Source organism: Snodgrassella sp. ESL0253 (assembly GCF_013344965.1).
GTDB lineage: Bacteria > Pseudomonadota > Gammaproteobacteria > Burkholderiales > Neisseriaceae > Snodgrassella > Snodgrassella alvi_B.
This window is the reverse complement of the sequence record NZ_JAAEDQ010000005.1, coordinates 118,682-143,875: the sequence shown is the minus strand read 5'-3', so window position 1 is coordinate 143,875 and position 25,194 is coordinate 118,682. Positions and strand designations below refer to the sequence as shown.

Here is a 25,194-nt window from a genome sequence, read left to right as displayed (position 1 = left end):
TCTGCTTTATCAGGAAATATCACAAAGACTGAATCATGGATAAACCTTTAATTGCAATTATTGCCGCAATGCAGCCCGAACTGGATTATTTACTTGAACAGCTGGATAACCGGCAGGATAGTGTGGCCGGAGCGGTACATTTTCATCAGGGTGAAATTAAAGGGGTACGGGTGATTCTTGCCCTGAGCGGCATAGGTAAAGTCAACGCAGCGCTTACCACCTCAGTTATCATTGAACGGTTTGCACCTGATTATGTTATTAATACGGGCAGTGCTGGTGGCCTGAAAGCTGGTATTCAGATTGGGGATGTAGTGGTTGGTAATGAGGTGGCTCATCACGATGTTGATGTCACTGTTTTTGGCTATGTGCCTGGTCAGGTACCACAATTGCCACCAAGATTCTTTGCTGACCAGCATCTTATTGATGCGGCCAAACAGGCTGCACAAGTGTTTACTGGTGCTGAAATCCATACTGGTTTAATCGTGAGTGGTGATCAGTTTATCGGTACCGCTGAACAAAACCGTTTTATCAAAGAGAATTTTGCTGATGTGGTAGCCGTGGAAATGGAAGCTGCTGCAATTGCACAAACCTGCCATCAGCTCAATGTCCCTTTTGTGATTATTCGTGCTATTTCAGACAATGGCGACGCCAATGCTTCAATTAGTTTTGAGCAGTTTTTGCAGCAGGCAGCCATTCACTCAGCAAAGATGATAATCAATCTGATATCCATACACAAACCGTAGAGTTTTAGCATGATTATTGAGTAAAATTTGATATATAAGAATTTAATTATTGTCAGGTATGGAAATTAATTGGGTTTATTTTATATGGAGCGTTTGCAAAATCCAGAAATTTTTATAATTTGGATAATAGCTGTGGCTTAGTATAGGTTTAAGTATAGTTTAGGCTATTTTATTAGCTAACTACTGTATTTTTATACTATTCATATAAAAACTTAATTGTTTATTTTTGTATTATAGGGGATGTAGCATTGAAGTTAGTTATTAACAAGTATGCAATTTTATTATTACTTGCTTTTTGTGGCTTACCTATTCTTGGTGCATCGAATTACTCTGTAATTTATCAAATTGGTCTATATTGTGCGACAGTTGGTTATTTTTGTCTGTTAGTTCTGTTATGGAAAAGCAGGCTTACGCGCATATTTTCGATTCTGTTGTTATTTGTCTGGTGCTTTAATACTAGTATATCGCTGATAATATTGCAGATATATCATTGCCAGTTTAATGCGGAGCTAGCTATTACTATGTTAGCTTCCAATACCAGTGAAGCGATAGAGTTTTTGCACGCTTACTGGCATATAATCTTTTGCTTAATATTTATATTTACTATTTTAATTGTACTGATTAAAACTACAGCACAAATTTTATCTTTGCGTGTTCTTAAAGTTATTGTAATACTATTTATAGTAGCTATACCGCTTAAGGCTTTAGAGCAGATTGCTAAAGGTCGACTCAGTCAGGAAAATTTTGATTTAGGTGAAAAAGTATGGCCTTATACTGGGTTGAATAATTTTGCCATACTTTCGCGTGCTTATAAGGATATGAATATTCTTAAAACCGTAGCTGGGCAGCAAACTATATATAAATTACAGCGTAAAGAAACTGATATAGATACTTATGTAGTCGTAATAGGTGAATCAGCCAGACGTGCTAATTTAAGTCTTTATGGCTATTCCAGATTAACTACACCTAATATCGACAAAGAGCGGGCAAATCTGTTCATTTTTAATCAGGCTGTAGCTCCGGCTCCGGTAACATTGATGGTGGTACCAAATGTTTTAAGTAGTCGGACGATAAATGACAGAGGTATTAATAAACTGGGCGATAACGTAGTAAATCTGGCTGGTCAGGCTGGCTTTAAAACTTACTGGTTAAGTAAACAGGGTAAGATTAATAAATATGATACATTAATTACAACCATTGCAAATGCAGCAGAAACTAAGGAGTGGTTGAACGGTGGTTATGACAATACTTTATTGCCCCGATTTATAAAAATATTGAATGATAATAGTGTTGAAAAAAAATTGATTATTCTACACATTAATGGTAGTCATAAAAATGCATGTAATAAATACCCAGAAAGTGAACAGGTGTTTAAAAATGGGCGTTCTCCGGTAGAAGACTGTTATGATAATTCCATTCATTTTACAGATAAAATATTAGGAGAAATTTTTAGTCATTTACGCAGCAAAAAAGCCTCATTATTGTATTTTTCTGATCATGGGCAAACTATTAAGATTAAACGGGGACAGATAGACTACACGCATGCTGTTGTGCATCCAACTAAAGAGGGGGTAGATGTACCGCAATTTATCTGGTATAGCCCAAATGTGCCCGCCAATAGTAGACGGGTCGGTGAATATAGGGAGATATATCCTACTGAGGATAATTATTATTTAATTTATGACTGGATGGGTATTGAGAAAATTGATGAGTTAAATACACATTCTGTTTTATCAACAGATTTCATCCCGCGTAAAAAAATTCAGGTGATGGATACAGATTTGAATATTTTTGACTATCGGGATTTGCCCATTGACGAAATCAGACCTTACCAAAACTAGATTATATTAATTGACTTTGTATAAAAGTCACTATTTAATAGCTGCTTTACAATCAGTGTGGTTGTGTAAGCATTGTGGCAGAAGAAAGCACTAGCTAACATAGTTTAAAACCATAAATATTTTGTCTCTCAACCGGCAGTTATTTTATCAGGATGAAATTGTGTTTCAGTCATTTTTCCCGAAGCCCCGTTGGTTTTTCCTGTCTGCTATCTTGTGGATTGGTCTGAATATTGCTCTCTGGTATGCGGGTGGTAAAGCGGCAGGTGAGTGGTTTGGCTGGCCGCAGGGCTATGCGGATAAACCTCTGGCTATTGGCCTGTCGCGTTTCTGGTCGCCTGGATTTCTGTGGTTTTATATCTGGTTTGTACTGGCTACAACCATTTTTGCTGTTTTCTGGTCAGTGGTGGCACGGCATCCGTGGCAGCGCTGGTCAATATGGGGTTCGGCCTTAATCCTGTTCAATATCTGGTTTAATGTGCAGGTAAATGTAACCATCAATGCCTGGTATGGCCCGTTCTGGGATATGATTCAGAAGATGCTCGGCAGTGGTGGCGGGCCAATCAATCATATTTATCAGAATATGCTCACTTTTCTGCTGATTGCGATGGTAGCGGTAACCGTGATTATGCTGAATGCTTTTTTTGTCAGCCATTATGTATTTCGCTGGCGTACAGCCATGAATCAGTATTACATTGATCACTGGCCAAAATTACGTACTGTTGAGGGTGCTTCTCAACGCGTTCAGGAAGATACCATGCGCTTTGCCACGATTGTGGAAGAGCTGAGTGTGAGTCTGGTACGGGCTGTTATGGTACTGATTGCGTTCTTACCGATTCTGTTTCAGCTATCGAGCCATGTACCAGTATTACCTTTGATTGGTGAAGTTAAATACTCGCTGGTCTGGGCGGCATTAGGCTGGTCATTGTTCGGTACGGTATTGCTGATGGTAGTGGGCATTAAGTTGCCCGGTCTTCAGTACAATAATCAGAAAGTGGAAGCGGCCTACCGCAAGGAGCTGGTGTATGGGGAAGATCATGGTGAACGTGCCCAGCCTGCTACCCTGAAACAGCTTTTTGAGCGGGTGCGGATTAATTACTATCGTTTGTATTTCCACTATGCTTATTTCAATATGGTGAGCACTTGGTATTTACAGCTAGACGGGCTGTTTGGTCTGGTTATGTTATCACCGTCTATCGCTGCGGGTACGATGACACTCGGATTGATTAACCAGATTATTAATGTGTTTAATAATGTGCGTGAATCATTTCAGTATCTGATTAATTCATGGAAAACCATTATTGAGCTTTTATCCATTCATAAACGCCTGAAAGCTTTCGAATCGATATTACATGAGAAGAATTAATAGTACCTATTATACTCATATTTGTATGGCGAAAATGATTTTTGCGTAAACTGGCTAACCTGAATAAATAAAAATATCGGTCGCGAGAATCAACAGTTATGAATCCATCCATACTTGTTGTGGCTTGCAGTAAGCTGTTTGGCCAAATCTGTTTTAGTTATCTGATGTTGCTAATAACCTTAAAATTGGCCGATTTAATGAAATAAATAAGCAATATTCTGGCCAGATATGGTTATTTTGTACGATTCAATTTAAACGTTGTTTATCCATTATCACTTTGGATTTAAGTTTGCTGATGATGAATTACAACCGTGTTTTAGAGCACAGGCTGTTGATGCATCTAGTAATCCAGCGCAATCAGTCTTTTGCCAATCGCCGTAGCAGGCTGAAATTCAGTACTGATGATAGATAGAGTATTGTTTTTATCCTGAAGAAACAGGGGTATTGCCTGCGGATGATCGTGGCAGTACTGTTGATAATCATAGGCAGCAGTAATATTGGTAATTTTAATCCTTGCCTGTTTATTGAGCATGTTTTCCAGTCTACTGAAAATAACATCTTTTTCAAACAGTTGGCGGAATACGTACTGATGCTGTTTTTGTGCGCGGGAAGTTAAATCCTGCTCTTCGGCAAAACGGATGCGGTAAATATTCTGTTCACCAAATTCATGCCGAAACTGTAGCTCACATAAAGTATTCAGTTCTTTATCACGGCTTACGGCAAACAGATGGCCAATGCCAATCAGGTCAAGTTGGGTTTGTGCGTTTTCTGAAACGGGATTGCCAAAATAGGTTCGCAGCCCCTGCATGCGTGCTCGGGCAATCTGTACATAGTGATAATCGGCCACTAAAACATCGATATTCAGTTGTTTGAGGGTATTGGCCAGCATGAGGGCTACTTCATTGCTGCCAACAATCAGTACGCCATTATTACCCGGCTCGCGTACCTTGAGTAGGCTGGCAATGGTTTTTGCACCTAAGCCCTGAATCAGCACTGTACCGATAATAATCAGAAAAACCATCGGTGCCAGCAGTTCGGTTCCAGCTAAATGCTGATTTTGCAGGCGTAGCGCAAACAGTGAAGCAATGGATGCAGCGACGATACCACGTGGCCCAATCCAGCTTATCATCAGCTTTTCCTGCATGCTTAAGCCGGAATGGATAGATGAAAACCATACGGCTAGGGGACGGGCAACAAACATGGCGATGAATAACAAGGCCAAACCATGCCAGCCCAGCCCCAGCAGCGCTGCCACATCCATGCGTGCAGCCAGAATAATAAATAAAGTAGGAATAAATAATAGGGTGAGGGATTCGTTAAAGGCCAGTATGCTTTGTCGGGGGAATTGTGGCCAGTTGGCCAGTGCCAGCCCCAAGATGGTAACGGTTAACAGACCGGACTGGCTTTCCAGATAATTGGATAGAGAAAATACAGTGAGCACAAAAGCAAAGGTCACTACATTGCGCATGTATTCGGGCAACCAGTAGCGCTTGATGGCATTGGCCAGAAACACAGCACCCAAACCACCGCAGATGATGGCCACAAGCACAATTTTGCTGAAAAGTAGCAGTGAGTTTTCGTGCCCATTGGAAACGATGTATTCATACACCAGCACTACTGCAATGGCGCCAATCGGATCGATAATAATCCCTTCCCAGCGCAGGATATTGGCAATTTGATTACGCGGACGCACACTGCGCAGCATTGGTGCAATAACTGTCGGGCCAGTAACGCAGACAAGGGCACCAAACAATATGGCCACGCGCAAATCCAGCTTAAACAGCCAGTATGCAGCCAGTGATAACACGGCGATGGTTATCAGTGCACCCAGTGTGACCAGATTCTGAACAATGCGTCCATGCTGGCTGATTTCATGAAATTGCAGGGTGAGGGCACCCTCAAACAGAATAATGGCTACACCAAGTGAAATGCAGGGAAAAAGCAGGTTTCCCATCACGACATCAGGTTGAAACCAGCCCAGTACAGGACCAATGATGATGCCGGCAAACAGCAGAAACAGTACGGATGGTTGTTTCAGATACCAAGCCAGCCATTGTGCGCCCATGCCCAGTGCCAGTAATGCTGAAAACTGAAAGGCTATATCCATTACTTATGCTTTTGTTGTTTACCAGATTTCTATTCTGCCACAAACTCGTTAGCGTATTGTTATTTTGATTTATATAGACACTGGCGCTTTGATCTTTTACCTGCCGACTGAGCACTCAGGCTGTACAGCAAAAAACTACTTTGGTATATATTAGTAAATTATCATAAAAATTAATAATAAAATCCTATTCTTGTATTAATATCTGTTTATAAATGCAATAAATTGGTGGCTAAGTTGGTTGAATCACTGCACAATTAAGCCTGCTTATAATGGAAATGGGGATTAAGTATATTCTAGAGGGTCTGGGAATGTAATTAATACCTGACTGGTATGCAAATTATTGTTTTTATTTGAATAATAATGAGCGAACAATCATGGAGACGATATGAATACACGTATTGAACATGACAGCATGGGTGAAATCGCTGTATCTGAAAATGTTTATTGGGGTGCGCAAACTCAGCGTAGCCTACAGAATTTTGACATTGGCGGTGAAACCTTGCCACCAGCGATGATTCAGGCGATGGCTCTGGTTAAAAAGGCAGCCGCATTAACCAATCAGCAGCTTGGACGCATCAGTGATGAATGTGCCAGTCTGATTGTGCAGGCAGCTGAACGTATTTTGGCAGGCGAGCTGGCTGACCAGTTTCCATTGGTCGTATGGCAAACCGGTTCCGGCACTCAGAGCAATATGAATATGAATGAAGTTCTGGCCAATGTGGCCAATGAAATTGCTGGCCAGCCGCGCGGCAGCTATAAACCGGTGCATCCGAATGATCATGTGAATCATGCCCAGTCTACCAATGATTCATTTCCGACTGCTATTCATGTTGCTACTGCCATTCAGATTAACCAGCATCTGATTCCTACTGTGCAGGCTCTACGTGATACGCTGGCTGCTAAAGCTGAAGCTTTTAAGGATATTGTTAAGATTGGCCGTACCCATTTGCAGGATGCAACACCGTTAACACTAGGGCAGGAATTCAGTGGTTATGTCAGCCAGCTGGATCATGGCCTGGCACGTTTGCAGCAGGCGTTGCATTGGTTGTATGAATTGCCATTGGGCGGTACAGCCGTGGGTACCGGCCTGAACAGCCATCCTCAATATGCTGAAAAGGCTGCGGCAAAACTGGCAGAACTGACAGGTTTACCATTTGTTACCGCACCCAATAAATTTGAAGCCCTCGCCGGACGGGATGCTGTGGTATTTGCTTCAGGCAGCCTGAAAACGCTGGCTGTAAGTCTGAACAAGATTGCCAATGATATCCGCTGGCTGGCCAGTGGTCCGCGCTGTGGTATTGGTGAAATCACCATTCCGGCCAATGAGCCAGGCTCAAGTATTATGCCGGGTAAAGTAAATCCAACCCAGTGCGAAGCGATGACTATGGTGGCTGCACAGGTGATGGGTAACGATGCGACAATTACTGTAGCGGGTGCTTCCGGTAATTTTGAACTGAATGTGTTCATGCCGGTGCTGGTGTTTAATATTCTGCAATCAGTGCGTTTACTGGCAGATGCATGCAATAGCTTTAATCTGCGCTGTGCAGAAGGAATTGAACCGGTACGTGAAAAAATTGATGCCAATTTGCATCATTCACTGATGCTGGTTACTGCCTTGAATCGTCATATTGGCTATGAAAAGGCTGCCAAGATTGCCAAAACCGCTTATGCACAAAATACCAGCCTGAAACAGGCTGCGATTGAGCTTGGCTTTCTGACTGCGGAAGAATTTGATAAATGGGTAGTTCCTGAAGATATGATTGCTCCGCATTAATGTTGTAAGCTAGCTAAAAAGCCACATTGTAATGAATATTCAATGTGGCTTTTTGTTGGGACGCTTTTCGGTAATACAAAATTGGGCTGCTTTGTTTTGTGTTATGCGTTCCTGCTATCACCAGATTTTATTTCTTTTTATTTTCAGTTTCTGGTAGTAAACGTGCCTCTACCCGAACATAGCGGTTTTTATCCAGTAATTGTAAGCGTACACCAATAGAGTCATTAATAATGCGCCATGAGTCAACGAAACCCAGCGTGCCCGTGCCGGTGCGTTCATCTTCAATATTGGAACACAATTTATTGATACCAAATGGCCGGCTTAAGTGCAGGGTATGGCGAAAATCGCGATAAGTACCATTTATCTGGTTACAGCCAAAATAAGCGAAGTATTGATGGGTATTAGGGTCAAAACGGATGCGTGAAGACGCATCAGGCGTGGGTTCGCCATTCAGAGTACGAATTTGCCAGTTACCGGATAAATACTTGGTATTGGGCTTGTATGCAAAAGCACAGGCATTAAGCACAAGCAGAGTAGCTACGCATGCCAGAATCAATTTTAGCTTCTTCATTTTAGAATTTCATCAGGTCAGGTTATTAATTAATATTGATTATAACTTGTAAATTTATCATTTTTTTGATTTTATCAGACTAAGTGCATTATTGCTGGGATTCGCGCTGTTGCTTATATAAACGTAACCAGACAAGTGCATCAGCTTTTTGCTGTTCGCTGCCATATTGTAAATCACGCATCGCACGGCGATAACTGGCTTGCTCCTGAGCCTTGGCGATTTGCTGTTGCTGGAATGAGTCCTGATTGTCGGGAACACGCCGTTGTAACTGCTGGGTTTGTGCTTTGGCCATGGCTTTGGCAATCAGTGCGGCCGGATTGATGCTACTGGCTGATTTGGTTGCCGGTGTGGCTGCAATTGCTGTTTTTTGCTGGCGTGCATGCAATTGCTGTTCTTTCTCGCGTTGTAAGCGTTGCAGGCGGGCCGTGCGGTGCTGAAAACGCGCATTGGCTTGTGTGGCAGCAGCAAAACGCTCGTCCTGTGGGTTTTCGGCCAATTGCCGAGCACGGGGCAGCCAATGTTCTTGTACTGGCTGCATGCTGATACAGTCTACCGGACAGGGCTCAATGCATAATTCACACCCGCTGCATTCATTGCTGATAACGGTGTGCATTTGTTTGGTAGCGCCCAGAATGGCATCAACCGGACAAGCTTTGATGCAGGCGGTGCAACCAATGCATTCTGCTTCATCAATCACAGCTATTGCTTTGGGCTGCTCCGCTTTGAGCGGGTCGGCAGGAGGCAATACTGGCACATTCAGTAATTGCGCCAAATCCCTGATGACCGTAGCACCACCCGGAGTGCACAAATTAATGGCAGCCTCACCCCGGCTTAACGCTTGTGCATATGGAGAACATCCCTGATAACCACATTGCCTGCATTGTGTTTGGGGTAGGAGCCGGTCAATGTGTTCTGAAGCAATAGACATGATAAAACTGCGAAGCTGAATACTGGAAAACAGCTATTCTAACATACAGGCCGATCAGCAAATTTGCAGACATATTCAGGCCTTTTTTTCTGAAGACAAATGTACCCGTTGCCTGCACATACTGTGATGATATTTGAATTTATGCTGATTAATAGCTAGGCCTTGTGTTTATTGTCCAGCCTCCACCCAAAGCCTGATACAGTGAAACCTGTGCGTTCAGATAATCGGCCTTACTCTGAATAAGCTGGCTTTCCACACTAAGCAGATTACGCTGGCTATCCAGCACATCCAGATAGGGAGAATAACCGGCGCGGTAGCGATTGGTTGCGTGGTGCAAGGCATTGGCCAGTGCATCATGCTCCATTCCCAGAGCCTGCTCCTGTTGCTGCAAGCGATAGCTGGCAGATAGCTGGTCTTCGACTTCTTTTAGTGCCGTCAGCACGGTTTTGCGATAATTCCAGGCTGCTTCATTCCGTTTGGCCACGTTCAGGTCAAAATTGGCCTGAATTTTACCTCCTTCAAAGATAGGTGCCAGTATACTGCCACCTATACTCCATATATTAACTGGTTCTTTAATGGGTGCAGTAGAAAACACACGGCCAAGTGTGGCACTGATTTTTACTGATGGTAAAAATTCTGCCTGTGCCGAAGCCAGAGTGGCGTCACTAGCGGCCAGTAATAATGATGACTGCACGATATCCGGGCGGTGTTTCATCAGATCGGAAGGCAGTATGGCAGGAATGGCTGGTGCATGCAGTTCAGATAGTGATAAGCCCCGTTCGATCGTGCGGCTGTTACTGCCTACCAGCATACTCAGTGCATGTTCCTGCTGGCTGATGCTGGATTGAATCACCGGAATCTGTTGCAGCGTGGCCGCATACTCTGCTTGTACCTGATTAAGCTCCAGTTGTGAGGTATAGCCTACGTTGGCCTTGGACTGGGCAATTTTGAGTTCACGCTGACGTGCATCCAGTGTTTTTTGCAATAGATTCAGTTTTTCGTCCAGCGCCCGCAGGGTAATATAGGATTTAACTGTGGTAGTAATGACACTGAGGCGGGTAGCTGCTGCAGCAATTTCGGTAGCCTGCCGGCTTAGGCGGCCAGCTTTAAACGCATTACGGTTTTTACCAAATATATCCAGTTCATAGGCAGCCTGAAAAGCCGGCTGTTCAACTCTGGTAATGGTAGCCACGCCAAAGGCATTCAGGCTTTTTTGCCGGGTAGTACCACCACTGGCATCGAGACTGGGTAATAATGAAGCGCGCGAGGCATGTTCCTGAGCCAGTGCTTCCTGTATCCGCGTTTGTGCCAGAGCAATATCGATGTTATTGGCAAGGGCTTCGTTGATGAGCTGATCTAAAACCGGATCATTCAGTTGTGTCCACCACTGTGCATCCGCATTTTGTGTTGTTTGAGTATATTGTTCATGCCATTGTGCCGGTGCTTCTACCCGTGCTGTTGCCGGAATACTCGGAATCCGGGGAATACAGCCACTTATACAGATGGAGAGTGCTGTTAGTGCAAAAAATTGGACTAAAGATGCTTTCATGCTTTCACTCTGGTTGTGTCAATACTCACCACCACTGACATGCCCGGGCGCAAGCGTTCGAAAAATTCATTATGGTTATCAATGCGGATACGTACGGCAATACGCTGCGGTACTTTAACAAAGTTACCTGTGGTGGTGTCCGGTTTGATGACAGAAAATTCACTACCGGCAGCAGGAGAAATTTTTTCTACGGTACCACTGATTTTGGTACCATTGAGTGCATCTACGGTAAACCATGCTGGCTGGCCGACACGAATATGAGCTGTCTGTGCTTCCTTGAAGTTGGCTACTACCCATTTGCGTTCTGGTACCAGAAACATTAATTGTGTGCCAGCATTCACCAGCTGGCCGTTTTTAACGCTGATTTCACTCAAGCGGCCATTTTCAGGTGCACGCACGACTGTATTGGACAGGTCGATCTGCGCCAATCCCAGTTGAGCGTGTGCATTATCTACGTTTGCTTTCAGGCCGCTTTTGTTGACATGAGTACTTTTCAAGTCTTCCTGAGCCACGCGATATTGTGCTTTGGCTTGGGCTACGCCGGTTTGAGCCTGTTTCAATGCGGCACGTGTCTGGTCACGCTCGCGTAAAGACAACGAGCCATCGGCTACCAGTATGTTTACACGAGCCATGTCTGCTTGTGCTTTTTCCAGCTGTGCCTGTGCGTTGGCAATATCCGCTGCACGTGCCGCCAGTGTGGCTTCTTTACTGCGGCGATTTTGCTCATAATTGGCCAGACTACTGTCTTGCAGGCCAATTCCGGCTTCAGCCGCAGCAACTTTTTGTTTATAGATGCGGTCATCAATCTGGATTAATGGCTGGCCGGCTTTAACGTCGTCAAAATCCTGTACATATACTTTAGTCACGTATCCAGTAACCTGCGGGCTGATGATTGTGGTCTGGCCGCGCACGTAGGCATTATCGGTAGAAACCATGGAATTGCGAAATGGTGGTAATTGCCAGGCACGTAGAATCATCAGGATACCTACCATCAGTATCAGTACCAGTATGGCAGTAACAAACCATTTGCGTTGCGGTGGTTGCCACTGGCTGGCTACTGGCTGGGCAGGAGGTGGATTACTTTTGTCTGCTGCTGTAGAACTACCTGCCGTCTGATTCGAGCCAGCCTGACTACCGGCTACCTGTGCGGATGTTTGCCCGCTACCAGTACTGCTGGCGGATGATAACGGTTTTTCAGTCTGGTTTTGGCCAGTTTCTGGGATTTGGTCAGGTCTGTTTTGCGGTGTGTTAGTCATTATAATCCTCTATATTATTGTTTTGGCGGTTCCTGCATCGCACGCTGGCGGGCTGCTGCAAAATTTTTCAGCTCACGCCCAATTGGATTGGTGCCATGCATCTGATGCCACCAGCGATGCGCGCCGACAACCAGAAAACAGATTAACGAACCGATACCGACTGTCACAAATAAATCATTGTAGGCGGCTACCTGTGCCAGCATGCTATCCTGCTGAATCAGTTTGCTGGCACCATACGCATGATTCCATGTGCTGTCGAAGCTGAAACGTTCGCTGGCAAGTGCATTTTGCTGGATTAGGTGGTTAACCTGCGGGTCTGTAAGATAGGAACCATCGGCACTATTGATTAAATGTATGCGTGTCCGGATAGTGATAAATGCATTAAGCAGGGCCGAACCAATCAGTCCGCCAACTGTCTGGGAAAAACCGAATACTGCGGAGAAACTCATAATGTATACCGAGTCTTTTGAAATAGCCCGAATCAGCCCCTCCATCATTACTGGACCGAAGAAAAACAGGGAGGCGAAGGCAATCATAAATTCCGGAATATAGAAATTGACCGGTCGTGACCACTGATTTTGCCCGACTTCCATAAAACTGGCCATGGCAATAATGGCAAATGAAATAACCAGAGGTAATTTAATATCGGTAGGTTTGAACGTGAATACGCTGGTAATCAGCCCCAGTGCCGCACCACAGGAAGTAACAGCATAAAAATGCATCATTTGGTCATTACTCAGACCTAATACAGTCATTAAACCGGCGGCACCCATATTCTGTTCAGATAAGGCAACCCGAATCAGTGAGCCGAAAATCAGAATTTGAAGCATTCCGTTGGTATGCATCATCCATTTGATATCAAGCATCGGCCGTTTGCGATTGTATTCAATGATAACGGAAAGCATACAGCATACAACACCGGCTACAAACAGCCAGCCAATCCAGTCTTTGTCCCACCAGACAATTCTTCCCTGTACGGCTCCGGCAGAAATAAACGCAATACCGGCTGCCATTAAGGGAAAGCTTATGAGGTCAATTTTTTCAAATGATTTTTCCAGATAGCCGGAGGGAATGGGCAATAGCCATACTGCTGCGCATACCAGCAGCGCCATCCCTAACTGGAAGCTGAAGATAAGCTGAAACTGTTCGTGCTGTAACAGCAGGGGAGAGATAAATCTTGCCAGCGGCTGACTAAGCTGGGTTAGCCCCAGACCAAGTATCATACCTTTAGCGCGATGAATAGTTGGCATGGCCTGCATCATGTAATACATGGCCATGCTGTTTAAACTGCCGCCTACAAGCCCGCTCATACCGCGGGCGAATAATTCCATATGATAGCTATGGAAGAAAAACTGTAGACTATTGGTTAGTATCAGCCCCAGAATAATGTAACTTACATAACGCGGCAGGCCGAAATTCTGGCGGATTTTGAATAATAATACGCTAATAATGGCACTGAACATGTAATAGGATACTTGTATCCAGCCGCCCTGTTCAGGCGTCAGCCCCAGATAACCTTGCATCTGCGGAATATTGGCCAGCATCATGCCATTGGTAAAGCCGGCAGTTAAACCCACAAGTACACCAATGATGGCATAGCAAACACGCCGTTGCCACGGATGGTCTGGGAACGAGGGCGAACCTGCCATCATGGGGCGTTCATGCGGTTTTAACTGGTAAGTAGTATGAGACATGGAATTTTTACTGCCATATATGATTTGTTCTAGCAGCTACAATTGAAAATGCCATCCATTAATCTTGAATAAACCCAGATGGATGGACAGTTCAGGCATTGCCTGAATCATTTTAAAACAAAATATTCGTTTCTGCGAACAATGGTTTAATGAATGCAATCATAACCTGATATGAGCAAAATGTGGATTAAATTAATGTTTTTATAATAGTTTTATAATCCGGTCTGTTTCGGGTTATCAATAATTGAGTGAAGAATGTTTGGATAATTTTATATGTTACAACAATTTATCTAATTTATTTATGTGTAACCAAGAGTATGTGTTAGTATCTTATGTAAGTTAGATGAATAAATAACATATTGTATCTGAGCGGTATAGAAAATTTGGCAAAGAGAAAAGCTCATGAAGGAGCTTTTTAAAAATTAATTTTCTTCTACATCCCTGGCAATGGCTTCGTCAAATTCTTTTTTTTCCTTTCTGATTCGTTCAACAATGGCGTTGTAATCAGTTCCTTGCAAATATGCCGGTGCCAGTTGGGAATTCAATGAATAAATTAACATATTAATGCCTGATATATGGCCTAATGCGCAAGCACATGCATATACAGTCAGATCTGGATAAAAGTTGTATATTCGTTGAAGATCCTGGGCAAATTGATCAATATTAGCAAACAGTTCATTTGCCCGCGTATTAATTTCAGCTAAATGTTCCTGCTGGATGTCTGTTTTATCCATGTTGTTTACCAATGATGATTAATTGCACCGCCAGTTAAGTCAAAAACACCTTATTCTCGGCAATATATTATATATAGTTCCACTTTGATGAAATGCTATATTCAGAATTTCCTTACGGGACACAATACATATTGAGATGTCCAATGTTAGAGTTGGATGCCAGATATCAATAAATGTGGTTCATTATCTTTTTAGAATTTTTGCAGGTTGCATTTGTATTTAGTATTGAAAAACTCAAAACAGCCAGTGTGATTAAGGTAGTTTTTTGACATAATCATTCTTAATTACATCTGATTGAAAATTTAAGTTTTTAAAATGTAAATTGTATTTGGTAATAAAGCAAGCTAATTTTTAGGTTTTTTCCCGCTTTTCTATTGATTATTAATAAGGTAAAACTGTCAGGATACTTTTAAGATAGGCTATAAATTAAATTTTTCTGCTTAACTAGGCTAACCAGCAAAGTAATCAACTAAAACTAATGCGCCATAACAAGAAAGATAAATCCTGATTGAGCACAGTTGCTTTAGCTAAAAAAATATAGCGTAACCAGTAGTTACGCTATATTTGGAATTGGTGCCGGCACCAAGAGTCGAACTCGGGACCTTCTGATTACAAGTCAGCTGCTCTACCAACTGAGCTATGCCGGCTAAAGAGATGCGCATTATGCGCAATAAAATTAAATTGCGCAAGCCCTTTTTAGAATTATTTTTTTATTTTACAAATAAACTGCTGTTTTTTTGGTTAATTAAAATATTCAAGCTTTAGCTTGCGGGCGACAAACTATAACTATTTTTTATATCGCTCTATATTATAATAAACGGTTTTGTTTATTTAATGGGGAGTGTCTGGGTGGGACACCATTTCAAACTTGCGCTTGCAGGCGCACAAATCCTATTTGTTGCATTCGGTGCCATGGTTCTGGTACCGCTGCTGACGGGGTTGAACCCGGCACTGGCGTTGATGGGAGCGGGTATTGGTACTTTATTGTTTCAAATCTGTACTAAACGCAAGGTACCAATTTATCTGGGTTCTTCGTTTGCATTTATTGCTCCGATTATTTACGCCATGCAGGAGTGGGGACTGGCTTCTACCATGTTTGGTCTGTTTGCTGCTGGCTTTATGTATTTTGTTTTTGCCGCACTGATTAAATGGCGTGGGCTGGCCTCGGTACACCGTTTGCTGCCACCGGTAGTAATTGGGCCGGTTATTATGGTGATTGGACTATCGGTAGCGGTAGTAGCCAGTGATATGGCCATGGGCAGATCGGGTGACAAACAGGTAGTTGATTATGCACATTCGCTGTTCTTATCGGGTTTTACTTTTGCGGTAACGGTAATTGTAACGGTATTTGGCAGCAAGATGATGCGCTTGATTCCCATCCTGATTGGTGTGGCTGCAGGCTATATTATGGCGTGGTTAACTGGAATGGTGGATACCAGTGCGATGGCAGCGGCGCCATGGTTTGCAATACCTCATTTTGCCACACCACAAGTTAACTGGCAGGCAGCGCTGTTTATGCTGCCCGTGGCCATTGCGCCAGCTATCGAGCATATTGGTGGGATTATGGCCATTGGTAAGGTAACTGGCCATGATTATGTAAAAGACCCTGGTTTGCATCGTACTTTGGCAGGTGACGGTTTAGGGGTGTGTATTGCCGGTTTAATTGGTGGCCCTCCTGTGACTACTTATGGCGAGGTAACCGGTGCGGTGATGATTACTAAAAACAGTAATCCGGTAATTATGACGTGGGCGGCTGTATTTGCGATTTTTATGGCTTTTTTTGGCAAGTTTAATGCGTTTCTCAGCTCCATTCCGCTGCCTGTGATGGGAGGAATTATGCTGCTGTTGTTTGGTACGATTGCTTCACTGGGTTTGAAAACGTTGATTGATGCCAAAGTGGATTTAATGGAACCACGTAATCTGGTTATTGTGAGTTCGGTGCTGATTGTGGGTGTTGGTGGTATGGTGGTAAAAATTGGCACTATGGCATTTGCCGGTGTGGGCTTATGTGCTTTGCTGGCGATAGTGCTGAATTTACTGTTGCCAGTCAAATCGTCTTCTCAGGCCTGATTGGTCACTTCCTGAATTCATTGCAAAATCGCAGCTGCATGGGCACTGCGATTTTTTGTATCTTGAGATTGGCAGATGCACTATGTTTTTGGGGTAACTGCAAAATAAGGAGATCGCTGTGATATTTAAAAATATCAGCTTGTGAATTTTTATTACCGAATAATCGGTTTATCTGGAGCAGGTGTAAGCGGGAGCTATAAATTTGAATTGTGTGTAAGATGGAAATTAGAAAAGGCCAGCCAGAGACAATCGATACAATTAGATGATGTTTTGAATTCCGATTGAATCAGATTTGCCTGAGAATTCATGGCTGGCCAATTGCACCCATCAGGTACAGACGATATTGATAAATAACGAGCTACTGGTAGTAGTATAAGTGTATTTTCAGTACCAAACAGAAAATAGCGGCATTTGCCGCTATCTTTATACTAACCGGACAACCGGCTAAGATTAAGCTGCCTGAATGTTGGCCGCTTGTTTACCTTTTGGACCGGTGGTCACATCAAAGGATACGCGTTGACCTTCTTTCAAGGTTTTGAACCCATTCATGTTGATTGCAGAGAAATGTGCGAACAAATCTTCGCCACCTTCATCTGGTGTAATAAAACCAAAACCTTTAGCGTCGTTAAACCACTTAACAATACCAGTTGCCATGAAACTTCCTATACATAAAAAACAAAATAAAGAACAAGTTTGCGACACAGGAAGGCAAACAAAGTAGTGAACGACTGTACAATAGTTTGTCTGGCAGTCTATGTCTGACTTGTTAAGTAGTCTTTTTACATAGGTTAAGAAGCAACGTCAAGCAAGCTTACTGAAAAATGATAAAATTATTAAAACCGTTACTAAAAACCCACAGATACATGTAGATTTATGCACAATGTCAAATACGAAGACACAAACTGTTAGCCAGAATCAGGAAACCATGTTAAGGCCGCCAAAGCGCTATAAGGTGGTATTGTTGAATGATGATTACACACCAATGGATTTTGTGGTGGCAGTGTTGATAGATGTATTCCATTTACCACATACGCAGGCCATTGCCATCATGCTGATGGTGCATGAATCGGGGCGTGGAGTGTGTGGTGTGTTTCAGAAAGATATCGCCGAAACCAGATGCAATCAGGTTTTATCGCGGGCAGAGGCGGCCGGCTTTCCGCTGCAATGTCTGGTTGAAGAGGCGTGAAATGGCTGATTTATGTCAAATATATGTGTGAAATGAAACACTCTATTAGGTGTCACTTGAATTTTAGCTTGTATGCTTCATGTTTAAGTAAATGAATGAATTTGGTTACAGTCACAATTGATAACGTTACTTTGTCAGGAGGTCGAATATGATTTCGGCGCAGCTTGAAAAAATTTTGCAGTATGTTTATGCCGAGGCTCGCGGCCATGCTTTTGAATTTATTGGTATTGAACAATTACTGCTCGGCCTGTTGCAGCAAAGTGAAGACGTAAGTGAGGTGTTGCAGGCTGTTGGCGTGGACAACAGTCTGCTGGCCAAGCAGTTACAGCAAAGTATTCAGGAAAATACACCGGTGTTATCAGAAAGTGAGTTGGAAAAGTCAGAATTGCAACCAACACTTGGTTTTCAGCGTGTTTTGCAACAGGCTATTGTGCATGTGCGTGCAGCTCAGACTAAAGGGGAAGTGACGCCGATAGATGTACTGGTGGCCATTATGTCGGAAAAGGACAGTCATGCGGTGTATTTTCTTGAATCACAGTCGGTAAACCGTTTGGATGTATTGCGCTATCTGACTCTGGGTAATCCTAATCTTACTCAGGATCAAGATACTGAACAGAACAATGAAAATGAAGCAGCCAAGGCGGAAATAAAAGCTTTAGAGCACTATACGGTAAATCTGAATCTGGAGGTGCTGGCTGGCCGGATTGATCCACTGATTGGCCGTAATGAGGAAATGCAACGCCTGATTCAGACTTTATGCCGGCGACGCAAGAATAATCCTTTGCTGGTGGGGGAGGCTGGTGTAGGTAAAACAGCTTTGGCGGAAGGACTGGCTTATTTGCTGGTACATGAAAAGGTACCTGAATCCATTAAGGGCTCGGTGGTTTTTTCGCTGGATATGGGGGCTTTACTGGCTGGCACCAAATACCGCGGGGATTTTGAGGCTCGGCTGAAGTCAGTTATCAAGGAATTAAGTGAACTGGACAAGGCTGTATTGTTCATTGACGAGATTCATACCATTATTGGTGCCGGCAGTGTGTCTGGCGGTACGATGGATGCCTCCAATCTGCTTAAACCAGCACTGGCCAAGGGAAGTATGCGTTGCATAGGTGCAACAACCTATCAGGAGTACCGCACTATTTTTGATAAAGACCATGCTTTGAGCCGGCGTTTTCAAAAGATAGATGTGGTGGAGCCATCTGTACCGGAAACAGTACAGATATTGCAGGGATTGCGTCCGGCATTTGAGCATTTTCATCAGGTGCGTTATACCCGTGCAGCGTTGCAGGCTGCGGCCGAGTTGTCTGCACGTTATATCAATGAGCGGTTTTTGCCTGACAAGGCCATCGATATTATTGATGAAGCAGCTGCGGCGCAAAAAATTCAACCTAAATCCAAACAACGCAAAGTTATCGGGCGTGCAGAGATTGAGGCGATTGTTGCAAAAGTCGCACGTATTCCGGAAACCGCAGTCTCACATGACGACAAACAGGTACTGCGTTTTCTGGCAGATAATCTGAAAGCTAGGGTGTTTGGACAGGATCAGGCTATTGATGTACTGGCTGCTTCGATAAAGATGGCACGTTCCGGCTTGAAACAGTCAGATAAGCCGATTGGTAGTTTTTTGTTTGCAGGTCCGACAGGCGTGGGTAAAACCGAGGTAGCCAGACAGCTGGCACAGTTGCTGGACTTACCACTACTGCGTTTTGATATGTCGGAATATATGGAACGACATGCTGTTTCGCGCCTGATTGGTTCGCCGCCGGGTTATGTAGGTTATGAGCAAGGCGGCCTTTTGACCGATGCGGTCAATAAACAGCCTTATTGTGTACTGTTGTTGGATGAAATTGAAAAAGCACATCCAGATGTGTTCAATGTATTATTGCAGGTGATGGATTATGCCAAACTTACGGATAATAATGGACGCAGTGCAGATTTTCGTAATGCAATTGTCATTATGACCACCAATGCAGGTGCAGCTGAGCTGGCTCAACCTAATATAGGCTTTACTGGAAAGCGTGAGCAGGCGGACAGTCTGGCTGCGATTCAAAAGACCTTTACTCCCGAATTTCGCAATCGGCTTGATGCCATTGTGCCATTTAAGGCATTGAATGAAGAGATAATTGTCAAAGTAGTAGATAAATTTTTGCTGGCGCTGGAGCAGCAGCTGCTGACTAAACACGTAGTGGCGGAATTTACACCGGCGTTACGTACTTATTTAGCCAAACATGGTTTTGATGCTGCACTGGGCGCACGACCGATGCATCGTCTGATTCAGGAGCGGATTCGTAAATTGCTGGCGGATGAATTACTGTTCGGACGCTTAAGTGAAGGTGGTGATGTGGTTATTGATTATCTGCCGCAGTCAGATGAAGTGATATTGGATTTTTCAGCTTCGCAGTTATCCGACTGTAAAAGTCTTGAATCGGTAGCTATTGAATAATTATGTTAAAAAATCCAAATTAGAGATAAAAAAAAGTGTGGCAGGATGCCACACTTAAACACACACATCAAGAGGAAACCAATCAAAGTAAATTCATTATAATGCTTTTGATTATAAATGTTTTGATACAAATCAAATGAGAAGGATTAATCAGATAGAATCCCGCATAAAACGAATCTCCCTGTTTATAAATGTAACGGGGAGATTTGTTTTATTAATGAAAACCGGCAGGATAATAAAATAATTTAACGCAAGTTGGCGGGTAATGGATCGCTTTGCAGCTGGTTTACAGACTGTAAGCGCTGATTGAAATCCAGAACCCGAAGCTGTGTGCTGTCAAGCACACTAAAAAACTGCTCGCCGTAAGGTAATTGCGGTGTATGGATACCCAGCCACTGCGCTATTCCATCCAAAAGTTCCAGACCACTGCGTTGTGCTTTATTGTGTAATTGTCCGGATTGGTCGCTGTTTATAACTACTAGTGGCACATGATAGTTTTGATAGAAATGGTCGTTATGGCGCAGAATGCTGGCGGAACGCACAATACTGTTTTTCTCATAAGTGTTTTTATCATGGCTTAAACCGTGGTCGCTGAAGTACAGCATGCTGAACGGTTGGCCGCTGGATTGTAGTGTTGCATATATCTGGCCTAACAGGCTATCTGTTTGTCGGATACTATCGATATAACAGTTACTGTTGTTATTTTCTACGTAAAGATGTGGTAGCTGGGGCAGGCGATCACAAGGATTAGGATGTGAACCCATAATGTGCAGCACAATCAGGCGTGATTGCGAGGTAGTTAATGGCTGGGCAAGGACTTTTTGTAAGGGCGCAACAAGCTGATAGTCGAAGCTGCGTTCACCAAAGTCATAGCCGGTTGTTTTCAGAAAGGTAACATGATTTGCCTGATGGGCAATGGTGGAAATTGAAGTATCATATTGTCCCAGTGCACCCTGATTCGATAGCCAGGCAGTATCCATGCCAGCCTTTTTGGCCAGTGTAATCACATTATTCTGAATGCTGAATGGTTTGCCATGGCTTAGTGTCAGGCCATGTAATAGAGAGATGGGGGTATTTGGCCCGGCAGACAGCATATTGTCCATAACAATATTGGCATGTTTATCCAGAAATGGCGTGTTGGTGTATTTAAATCCGTACAAGTGCATATAGTCTGCACGTGCACTCTCGCCAATAATCAATACATAGTTACGGTAAATCTGATGGCTACTGCTGATTTGCCAGTTGTCCGGTTTGGCCAGGTCTGCTTTCATTTTGGCCAGCTCAGCGAAGTAGGCACGAGGTTGCAGATAGGCATCGGCCAGAAATTCTATTGGCTGTGCGCGCAGGGCAAAACCGCCGGTAGTATAGCCTTTGCGGGCTGTCTGGGCTGTCATCAGCACAAGGATAAGGACAAGCAAAAGGCCCCAATAGCCGCGCCAGCGTGGTGCGGCAAGACTGCGGCTTAAGCGTACAACAAATAATGGTATGGATGCCAGCAGAAGAGTAGCAAGATAAGTGTGCCATGAAATAGCACTGATATATTCACTTGCTTCACTGGCGGTGGTACTTAATAGTGAGGCAACAATACCAAAACTTGGCCGTCCATACAGAGCAGCGGTGGGGTGATATAACAGAATAATAATGGCACTTAACCACATTAGGCCTTGCCACAGTCGCGGGCAGAAACGCTGTAACAGCAGAGTAAGCAGCCATGTTTCAATAATCCGGTTTGGATTGGGTGGATAGGCTAACGCATAAATCATTACAATGCTGTAAATGAGTAAGAGTACTACAGTCAGCAGGTAATGTTTACGTGGTGTCAGTTTCATAAATAACTCAGGCAGCAGGAGTGAAATTATCGGCAAAGAAAGCGTCTTCTGCCAGACTGGCTTGGCTGGTAAATAAATTTTGTGCGTGGGCAATCATCTGCGGATTTCCGCAGGCATAGACTGCATAGTTACTCATGTCAGGATGTCTGGCTAAGGCAATATCCTGTACATATCCCTGAGCACCTCGCCATGTTGCTGATGCACGCGATAATACCGCCGTCCACTGCGCCTGTGCTAGGCCGGCACAGAGTTTGTCTAGTAAAACACTATCATATAAATTCTCTTCAGCGGCCACGCCCCAATATACATATACAGGCTGCTGGTATTGCTGTTGCGTCAGTGCAGCCAACATTGCTTCGATTGGGGCAATACCAGTGCCGGAAGCGAGCATAATGAGTGGTTTATGCAGCCAGTTTAACTGGAAGCTGCCCAGCGGACCATGAATATGAATGATATCTTTTGGCTGGAGTCGGCCATCAAACAACTGTTCCGAAAATACACCACCATTCTGACGGCGAACATGAATAACCAGTTGCCGAGTATCAGCATTAAAACCGGCAATGGAATAACTGCGACGAAGATTATTAGGCAGAACAATGTCAATATATTGTCCAGCAGTAAAATTGAAATGCTTTTGAGGTGCCAGTTTCAGGCTGACAATGGCAACATTGGCACAATAACGGATATCATCTATTCGTGCGGCCAGAGTTTGCACCGGCTGGTTATTCTTACCTTGATAACTCGGCAGATAAAAAGCAATATCACTTTCTGCACTCTGGCAGCACAATAAAATATCCTGCTGATTATTATCATTACTATTCAGAGCTGCCTGAGCATTAATCTCGGTAGTTTGGCCGTTGACTAATCGTGCTTTGCAGGCTCCGCAACAGCCACTTTTACAAGCATGCGGTAGCATTATGCTGTGCTCAATTGCCGCATTAAGCAGCGATTCTCCCTTTTCTGCACAATAAGTTTCACCAGCTGGTAAAACAGTTATTTGATAACTCATCCCGGTTTTAGATTATTTGAACAAAGCGGCTATTTTAGTGTGCAGCAAAACAAAAGCCAAATCGGACGCTAACCGCCCTGTAAGCCAGAGTGGGTAAAAAAATGATATTGAGTGCTGTGTCGCAAAACAAAAGCCCGTTATGCAGGATAACGGGCTTGAACTGATACTGACTAAATAGCTTAATTCGAGAAATATTTGGCGTGAATTTTGTCATATTCGCCACTGGCGCGAATTTTTCTCAGGGCTTCGTTCAGCTTTTCCGCAGTGGCTGTATCGCCCTTGCGTACAACAAAGCCATAATGGTCTACTCCGAATTCAGGTACTTTATTGATGGTAAATTTATCTGCACCATTTGCCTTTATATAATTGCTGATTACCGCACCATCTGATACCATCGCTTCAACTCCGCCGTTTTCCAGTTCCTTGATGGCTAAAGGGACGCTGTCAAAACGGGCAATTTTGGTGCTTTGTGCACCGAGTACTTTCTGAACAGCCAGATCACCAGTCTGACCTGTTGCCACAGCCACACGGTGCATGTTGTTTAATTCAGCAAGCGAATGGAAAGTTTTTGCTTTCGGTGTCAATACCATCATGGAAATATCAAAATACGGATCAGTGAATGTCATGCTCTGTTTACGTTCATCAGTGATGGTTACACCCGAGGCCACGATATCCAGATCGCCATTGTTCAGACTGGCAAACAAGCCGTCCCATGGCTGGTCTTTAAACTGTACCTTGAAATTTCCGGCTTTAGCCATTGCACTCATCAGGTCAACATCAAAACCTGTTAATGAACCGTCCGCTGTACGTGATTCAAATGGTGCAAATTCCGCATTTGTACCGACAATATAGGTTTTGTCAGCAGCAGATTGGGCAGGCGCCGAGGCTGAATTGTTATTGCTGCCACCACAGGCAGTTAAAATCAGGGTAGAGCCCATGGCCGCAGCGGCCAGCCAGTGTTTGATTTTCATGATGAATCCTTGAGTTCCGATAGATTTATTGGCTGAAGGTTGCTATCCATACAACAGTTTGCACCACAAAATATGCATCCTTACTGCCATGTCTGACTTGATAGTAACATATTTAACTGGTGACACAAGCTTTATACATGCACTGTGAGGCTGGTTAGCAATGTTATAATCCTGTTTTCACGAATACATGACAGTATTTAACAGTAAACAGGTCATGTATGATTCAGCTTTACAGGATAGATAATGCATATAATACATACCATTACAGAACTGCGTTCATGGCGGCAGCAGGCTAAGCGTGTAGCTTTAGTGCCTACAATGGGTAACCTGCATGAAGGCCATTTGTCACTGGTACGTACAGCCAGAGCCCATGCCGATGCAGTGGTAGTGAGCATATTTGTAAACCGGATACAGTTTGGTGTTGGTGAAGATTTTGACCAGTACCCGCGGACTTTGGAACAGGATGTGAAAAAGCTGGCTGCTGCGGGTGTCGATGTGGTATTTGCGCCAGCTGAAAGTGAGTTGTATCCTAATGGTATACAAAGTTATTTTGTAGAACCGCCAGCAATCCAGAATGAATTGTGCGGCCGTAGCCGTCCCGGTCATTTTCGCGGTGTGGCTACAGTGGTAACCAAATTGTTCAATATTGTGCAGCCTGATGTGGCCTGCTTCGGTAAAAAAGATTACCAGCAGCTTGCTGTAATAAAAGGCATGGTGCAGGATTTGAATATAAATGTAGAAATCATTCCAGTAGAAATTGAGCGTGCAAAAACTGGTCTGGCTTTGTCCAGCCGCAATGGTTATCTCACAGACGATGAGCGCACACAGGCAGCGCAGTTATCTGAGCAGTTACAAGTCATGGCCAAAGCAATCGCACAGGGAAACAGAGATTTTGCCGCTCTGGAAAACAGTGCAGCAACATATTTACAACAGCATGGCTGGCAAGTGGATTATATTGAGGCCCGTCAGGCTCAAACGCTGACAAAAGCACAGAATTCTGATACTAATCTGGTGATTGTAGCAGCCGCGATACTGGGAACCACCCGTTTGATTGATAATATAGAAGTGCATTTGTCAAATTAATAATTAAAGATAATTTGTTAACTAGATATTAACCAAAAGGCAG

The 25,194-nt window shown here is 43.7% G+C and carries 19 protein-coding genes and 1 tRNA gene; 8 read left to right on the top strand and 12 right to left on the bottom strand.

Annotation, left to right across the window (positions count from 1 at the left end; all coding sequences use genetic code 11):
• Positions 1 to 35 precede the first annotated feature (35 nt).
• The 3 genes from GYX26_RS05930 (at position 36) to sbmA (ending at position 3,947) form a co-directional block, all read left to right on the top strand.
• The gene (locus GYX26_RS05930; protein ID WP_174828497.1) at positions 36 to 743 is read left to right on the top strand and encodes a 5'-methylthioadenosine/adenosylhomocysteine nucleosidase; all 708 of its coding nucleotides are present in this window, start codon (positions 36 to 38) and stop codon (positions 741 to 743) included.
• A 521-nt stretch (positions 744 to 1,264) separates the two neighbouring features.
• Positions 1,265 to 2,584 carry a phosphoethanolamine transferase gene (locus tag GYX26_RS05925; RefSeq protein WP_174828496.1) on the top strand — a complete coding sequence of 440 codons (1,320 nt, stop codon included), beginning with the start codon at positions 1,265 to 1,267 and terminating at the stop codon, positions 2,582 to 2,584.
• A 160-nt stretch (positions 2,585 to 2,744) separates the two neighbouring features.
• On the top strand, positions 2,745 to 3,947 hold the full coding sequence (gene sbmA / locus GYX26_RS05920) for a peptide antibiotic transporter SbmA (RefSeq protein ID WP_174828495.1): 1,203 nt from the start codon (positions 2,745 to 2,747) through the stop codon (positions 3,945 to 3,947).
• A gap of 340 nt (positions 3,948 to 4,287) precedes the next feature.
• Here sbmA and GYX26_RS05915 read toward each other — a convergent pair whose 3' ends face one another.
• On the bottom strand, positions 4,288 to 6,054 hold the full coding sequence (locus tag GYX26_RS05915) for a sodium:proton antiporter (RefSeq protein ID WP_174828494.1): 1,767 nt from the start codon (positions 6,052 to 6,054) through the stop codon (positions 4,288 to 4,290).
• A 385-nt stretch (positions 6,055 to 6,439) separates the two neighbouring features.
• On the opposite strand from GYX26_RS05915, the gene fumC reads away from it, so the two are divergent.
• Positions 6,440 to 7,828, top strand: a complete 1,389-nt coding sequence (gene fumC, locus GYX26_RS05910) for a class II fumarate hydratase (RefSeq protein ID WP_174828493.1) — start codon at positions 6,440 to 6,442, stop codon at positions 7,826 to 7,828.
• Between the two features lie 127 nt (positions 7,829 to 7,955).
• Here the strand turns inward: fumC and GYX26_RS05905 are convergent, their stop codons facing one another.
• From GYX26_RS05905 to GYX26_RS05875, 7 genes are all read right to left on the bottom strand, one after another.
• Positions 7,956 to 8,399 carry an META domain-containing protein gene (locus tag GYX26_RS05905; RefSeq protein WP_100113135.1) on the bottom strand — a complete coding sequence of 148 codons (444 nt, stop codon included), beginning with the start codon at positions 8,397 to 8,399 and terminating at the stop codon, positions 7,956 to 7,958.
• 88 nt (positions 8,400 to 8,487) lie between these two features.
• Positions 8,488 to 9,327, bottom strand: coding sequence for an RnfABCDGE type electron transport complex subunit B (locus GYX26_RS05900; protein ID WP_100091427.1), 840 nt, complete (start codon positions 9,325 to 9,327; stop codon positions 8,488 to 8,490).
• 148 nt (positions 9,328 to 9,475) lie between these two features.
• Positions 9,476 to 10,876 carry an efflux transporter outer membrane subunit gene (locus GYX26_RS05895; RefSeq protein WP_174828492.1) on the bottom strand — a complete coding sequence of 467 codons (1,401 nt, stop codon included), beginning with the start codon at positions 10,874 to 10,876 and terminating at the stop codon, positions 9,476 to 9,478.
• A complete protein-coding gene (locus GYX26_RS05890; RefSeq protein WP_174828491.1) occupies positions 10,873 to 12,132 on the bottom strand; it encodes an HlyD family secretion protein in 1,260 nt (419 codons plus the stop codon). The genes GYX26_RS05895 and GYX26_RS05890 overlap by 4 nt, the downstream gene beginning before the upstream one ends.
• Positions 12,133 to 12,146: 14 nt before the next feature.
• Positions 12,147 to 13,826, bottom strand: a complete 1,680-nt coding sequence (locus GYX26_RS05885) for an MFS transporter (protein ID WP_174828490.1) — start codon at positions 13,824 to 13,826, stop codon at positions 12,147 to 12,149.
• Between the two features lie 422 nt (positions 13,827 to 14,248).
• Positions 14,249 to 14,560, bottom strand: a complete 312-nt coding sequence (locus GYX26_RS05880) for a hypothetical protein (protein ID WP_174828489.1) — start codon at positions 14,558 to 14,560, stop codon at positions 14,249 to 14,251.
• Positions 14,561 to 15,131: 571 nt separating this feature from the next.
• A tRNA-Thr gene (locus GYX26_RS05875) sits at positions 15,132 to 15,207 on the bottom strand.
• Positions 15,208 to 15,394: 187 nt separating this feature from the next.
• On the opposite strand from GYX26_RS05875, the gene GYX26_RS05870 reads away from it, so the two are divergent.
• Positions 15,395 to 16,630 carry a uracil-xanthine permease family protein gene (locus tag GYX26_RS05870; RefSeq protein WP_174828488.1) on the top strand — a complete coding sequence of 412 codons (1,236 nt, stop codon included), beginning with the start codon at positions 15,395 to 15,397 and terminating at the stop codon, positions 16,628 to 16,630.
• A 450-nt stretch (positions 16,631 to 17,080) separates the two neighbouring features.
• Here the strand turns inward: GYX26_RS05870 and GYX26_RS05865 are convergent, their stop codons facing one another.
• The gene (locus GYX26_RS05865; protein WP_025330479.1) at positions 17,081 to 17,284 is read right to left on the bottom strand and encodes a cold-shock protein; all 204 of its coding nucleotides are present in this window, start codon (positions 17,282 to 17,284) and stop codon (positions 17,081 to 17,083) included.
• A 226-nt stretch (positions 17,285 to 17,510) separates the two neighbouring features.
• Here GYX26_RS05865 and clpS point away from each other — a divergent pair, with 226 nt between their 5' ends.
• The gene (clpS, locus tag GYX26_RS05860) at positions 17,511 to 17,816 is read left to right on the top strand and encodes an ATP-dependent Clp protease adapter ClpS (RefSeq protein ID WP_174828487.1); all 306 of its coding nucleotides are present in this window, start codon (positions 17,511 to 17,513) and stop codon (positions 17,814 to 17,816) included.
• A 148-nt stretch (positions 17,817 to 17,964) separates the two neighbouring features.
• Positions 17,965 to 20,259, top strand: coding sequence for an ATP-dependent Clp protease ATP-binding subunit ClpA (gene clpA, locus GYX26_RS05855; RefSeq protein WP_174828486.1), 2,295 nt, complete (start codon positions 17,965 to 17,967; stop codon positions 20,257 to 20,259).
• Between the two features lie 245 nt (positions 20,260 to 20,504).
• Here the strand turns inward: clpA and GYX26_RS05850 are convergent, their stop codons facing one another.
• From GYX26_RS05850 to GYX26_RS05840, 3 genes are all read right to left on the bottom strand, one after another.
• Entirely contained in the window at positions 20,505 to 22,088 is a 1,584-nt protein-coding gene (locus GYX26_RS05850) for a phosphoethanolamine transferase (protein WP_174828485.1), read from the bottom strand.
• Positions 22,089 to 22,095: 7 nt separating this feature from the next.
• On the bottom strand, positions 22,096 to 23,097 hold the full coding sequence (locus GYX26_RS05845; protein WP_174828484.1) for an FAD-binding oxidoreductase: 1,002 nt from the start codon (positions 23,095 to 23,097) through the stop codon (positions 22,096 to 22,098).
• Positions 23,098 to 23,276: 179 nt separating this feature from the next.
• Positions 23,277 to 24,068, bottom strand: coding sequence for a basic amino acid ABC transporter substrate-binding protein (locus tag GYX26_RS05840; protein WP_100091418.1), 792 nt, complete (start codon positions 24,066 to 24,068; stop codon positions 23,277 to 23,279).
• Between the two features lie 243 nt (positions 24,069 to 24,311).
• On the opposite strand from GYX26_RS05840, the gene panC reads away from it, so the two are divergent.
• Complete coding sequence (gene panC, locus GYX26_RS05835; protein ID WP_174828483.1) at positions 24,312 to 25,151, top strand: pantoate--beta-alanine ligase; 840 nt, start codon at positions 24,312 to 24,314, stop codon at positions 25,149 to 25,151.
• Positions 25,152 to 25,194: the final 43 nt, after the last annotated feature.

Bases quoted from the DNA above. Each gene is read 5' to 3' on its own strand.
- GYX26_RS05915 (WP_174828494.1), bottom strand. From the start codon at position 6,054: ATGGATATAGCCTTTCAGTTTTCAGCATTACTGGCACTGGGCATGGGC.
- GYX26_RS05890 (WP_174828491.1), bottom strand. From the start codon at position 12,132: ATGACTAACACACCGCAAAACAGACCTGACCAAATCCCAGAAACTGGC.
- GYX26_RS05885 (WP_174828490.1), bottom strand. From the start codon at position 13,826: ATGTCTCATACTACTTACCAGTTAAAACCGCATGAACGCCCCATGATG.
- GYX26_RS05905 (WP_100113135.1), bottom strand. From the start codon at position 8,399: ATGAAGAAGCTAAAATTGATTCTGGCATGCGTAGCTACTCTGCTTGTG.
- GYX26_RS05930 (WP_174828497.1), top strand. From the start codon at position 36: ATGGATAAACCTTTAATTGCAATTATTGCCGCAATGCAGCCCGAACTG.
- GYX26_RS05840 (WP_100091418.1), bottom strand. From the start codon at position 24,068: ATGAAAATCAAACACTGGCTGGCCGCTGCGGCCATGGGCTCTACCCTG.
- GYX26_RS05850 (WP_174828485.1), bottom strand. From the start codon at position 22,088: ATGAAACTGACACCACGTAAACATTACCTGCTGACTGTAGTACTCTTA.
- GYX26_RS05925 (WP_174828496.1), top strand. From the start codon at position 1,265: ATGTTAGCTTCCAATACCAGTGAAGCGATAGAGTTTTTGCACGCTTAC.
- GYX26_RS05880 (WP_174828489.1), bottom strand. From the start codon at position 14,560: ATGGATAAAACAGACATCCAGCAGGAACATTTAGCTGAAATTAATACG.
- clpA (WP_174828486.1), top strand. From the start codon at position 17,965: ATGATTTCGGCGCAGCTTGAAAAAATTTTGCAGTATGTTTATGCCGAG.
- GYX26_RS05845 (WP_174828484.1), bottom strand. From the start codon at position 23,097: ATGAGTTATCAAATAACTGTTTTACCAGCTGGTGAAACTTATTGTGCA.
- fumC (WP_174828493.1), top strand. From the start codon at position 6,440: ATGAATACACGTATTGAACATGACAGCATGGGTGAAATCGCTGTATCT.
- GYX26_RS05895 (WP_174828492.1), bottom strand. From the start codon at position 10,876: ATGAAAGCATCTTTAGTCCAATTTTTTGCACTAACAGCACTCTCCATC.
- panC (WP_174828483.1), top strand. From the start codon at position 24,312: ATGCATATAATACATACCATTACAGAACTGCGTTCATGGCGGCAGCAG.
- GYX26_RS05900 (WP_100091427.1), bottom strand. From the start codon at position 9,327: ATGTCTATTGCTTCAGAACACATTGACCGGCTCCTACCCCAAACACAA.
- clpS (WP_174828487.1), top strand. From the start codon at position 17,511: ATGTCAAATACGAAGACACAAACTGTTAGCCAGAATCAGGAAACCATG.
- GYX26_RS05865 (WP_025330479.1), bottom strand. From the start codon at position 17,284: ATGGCAACTGGTATTGTTAAGTGGTTTAACGACGCTAAAGGTTTTGGT.
- GYX26_RS05870 (WP_174828488.1), top strand. From the start codon at position 15,395: ATGGGGAGTGTCTGGGTGGGACACCATTTCAAACTTGCGCTTGCAGGC.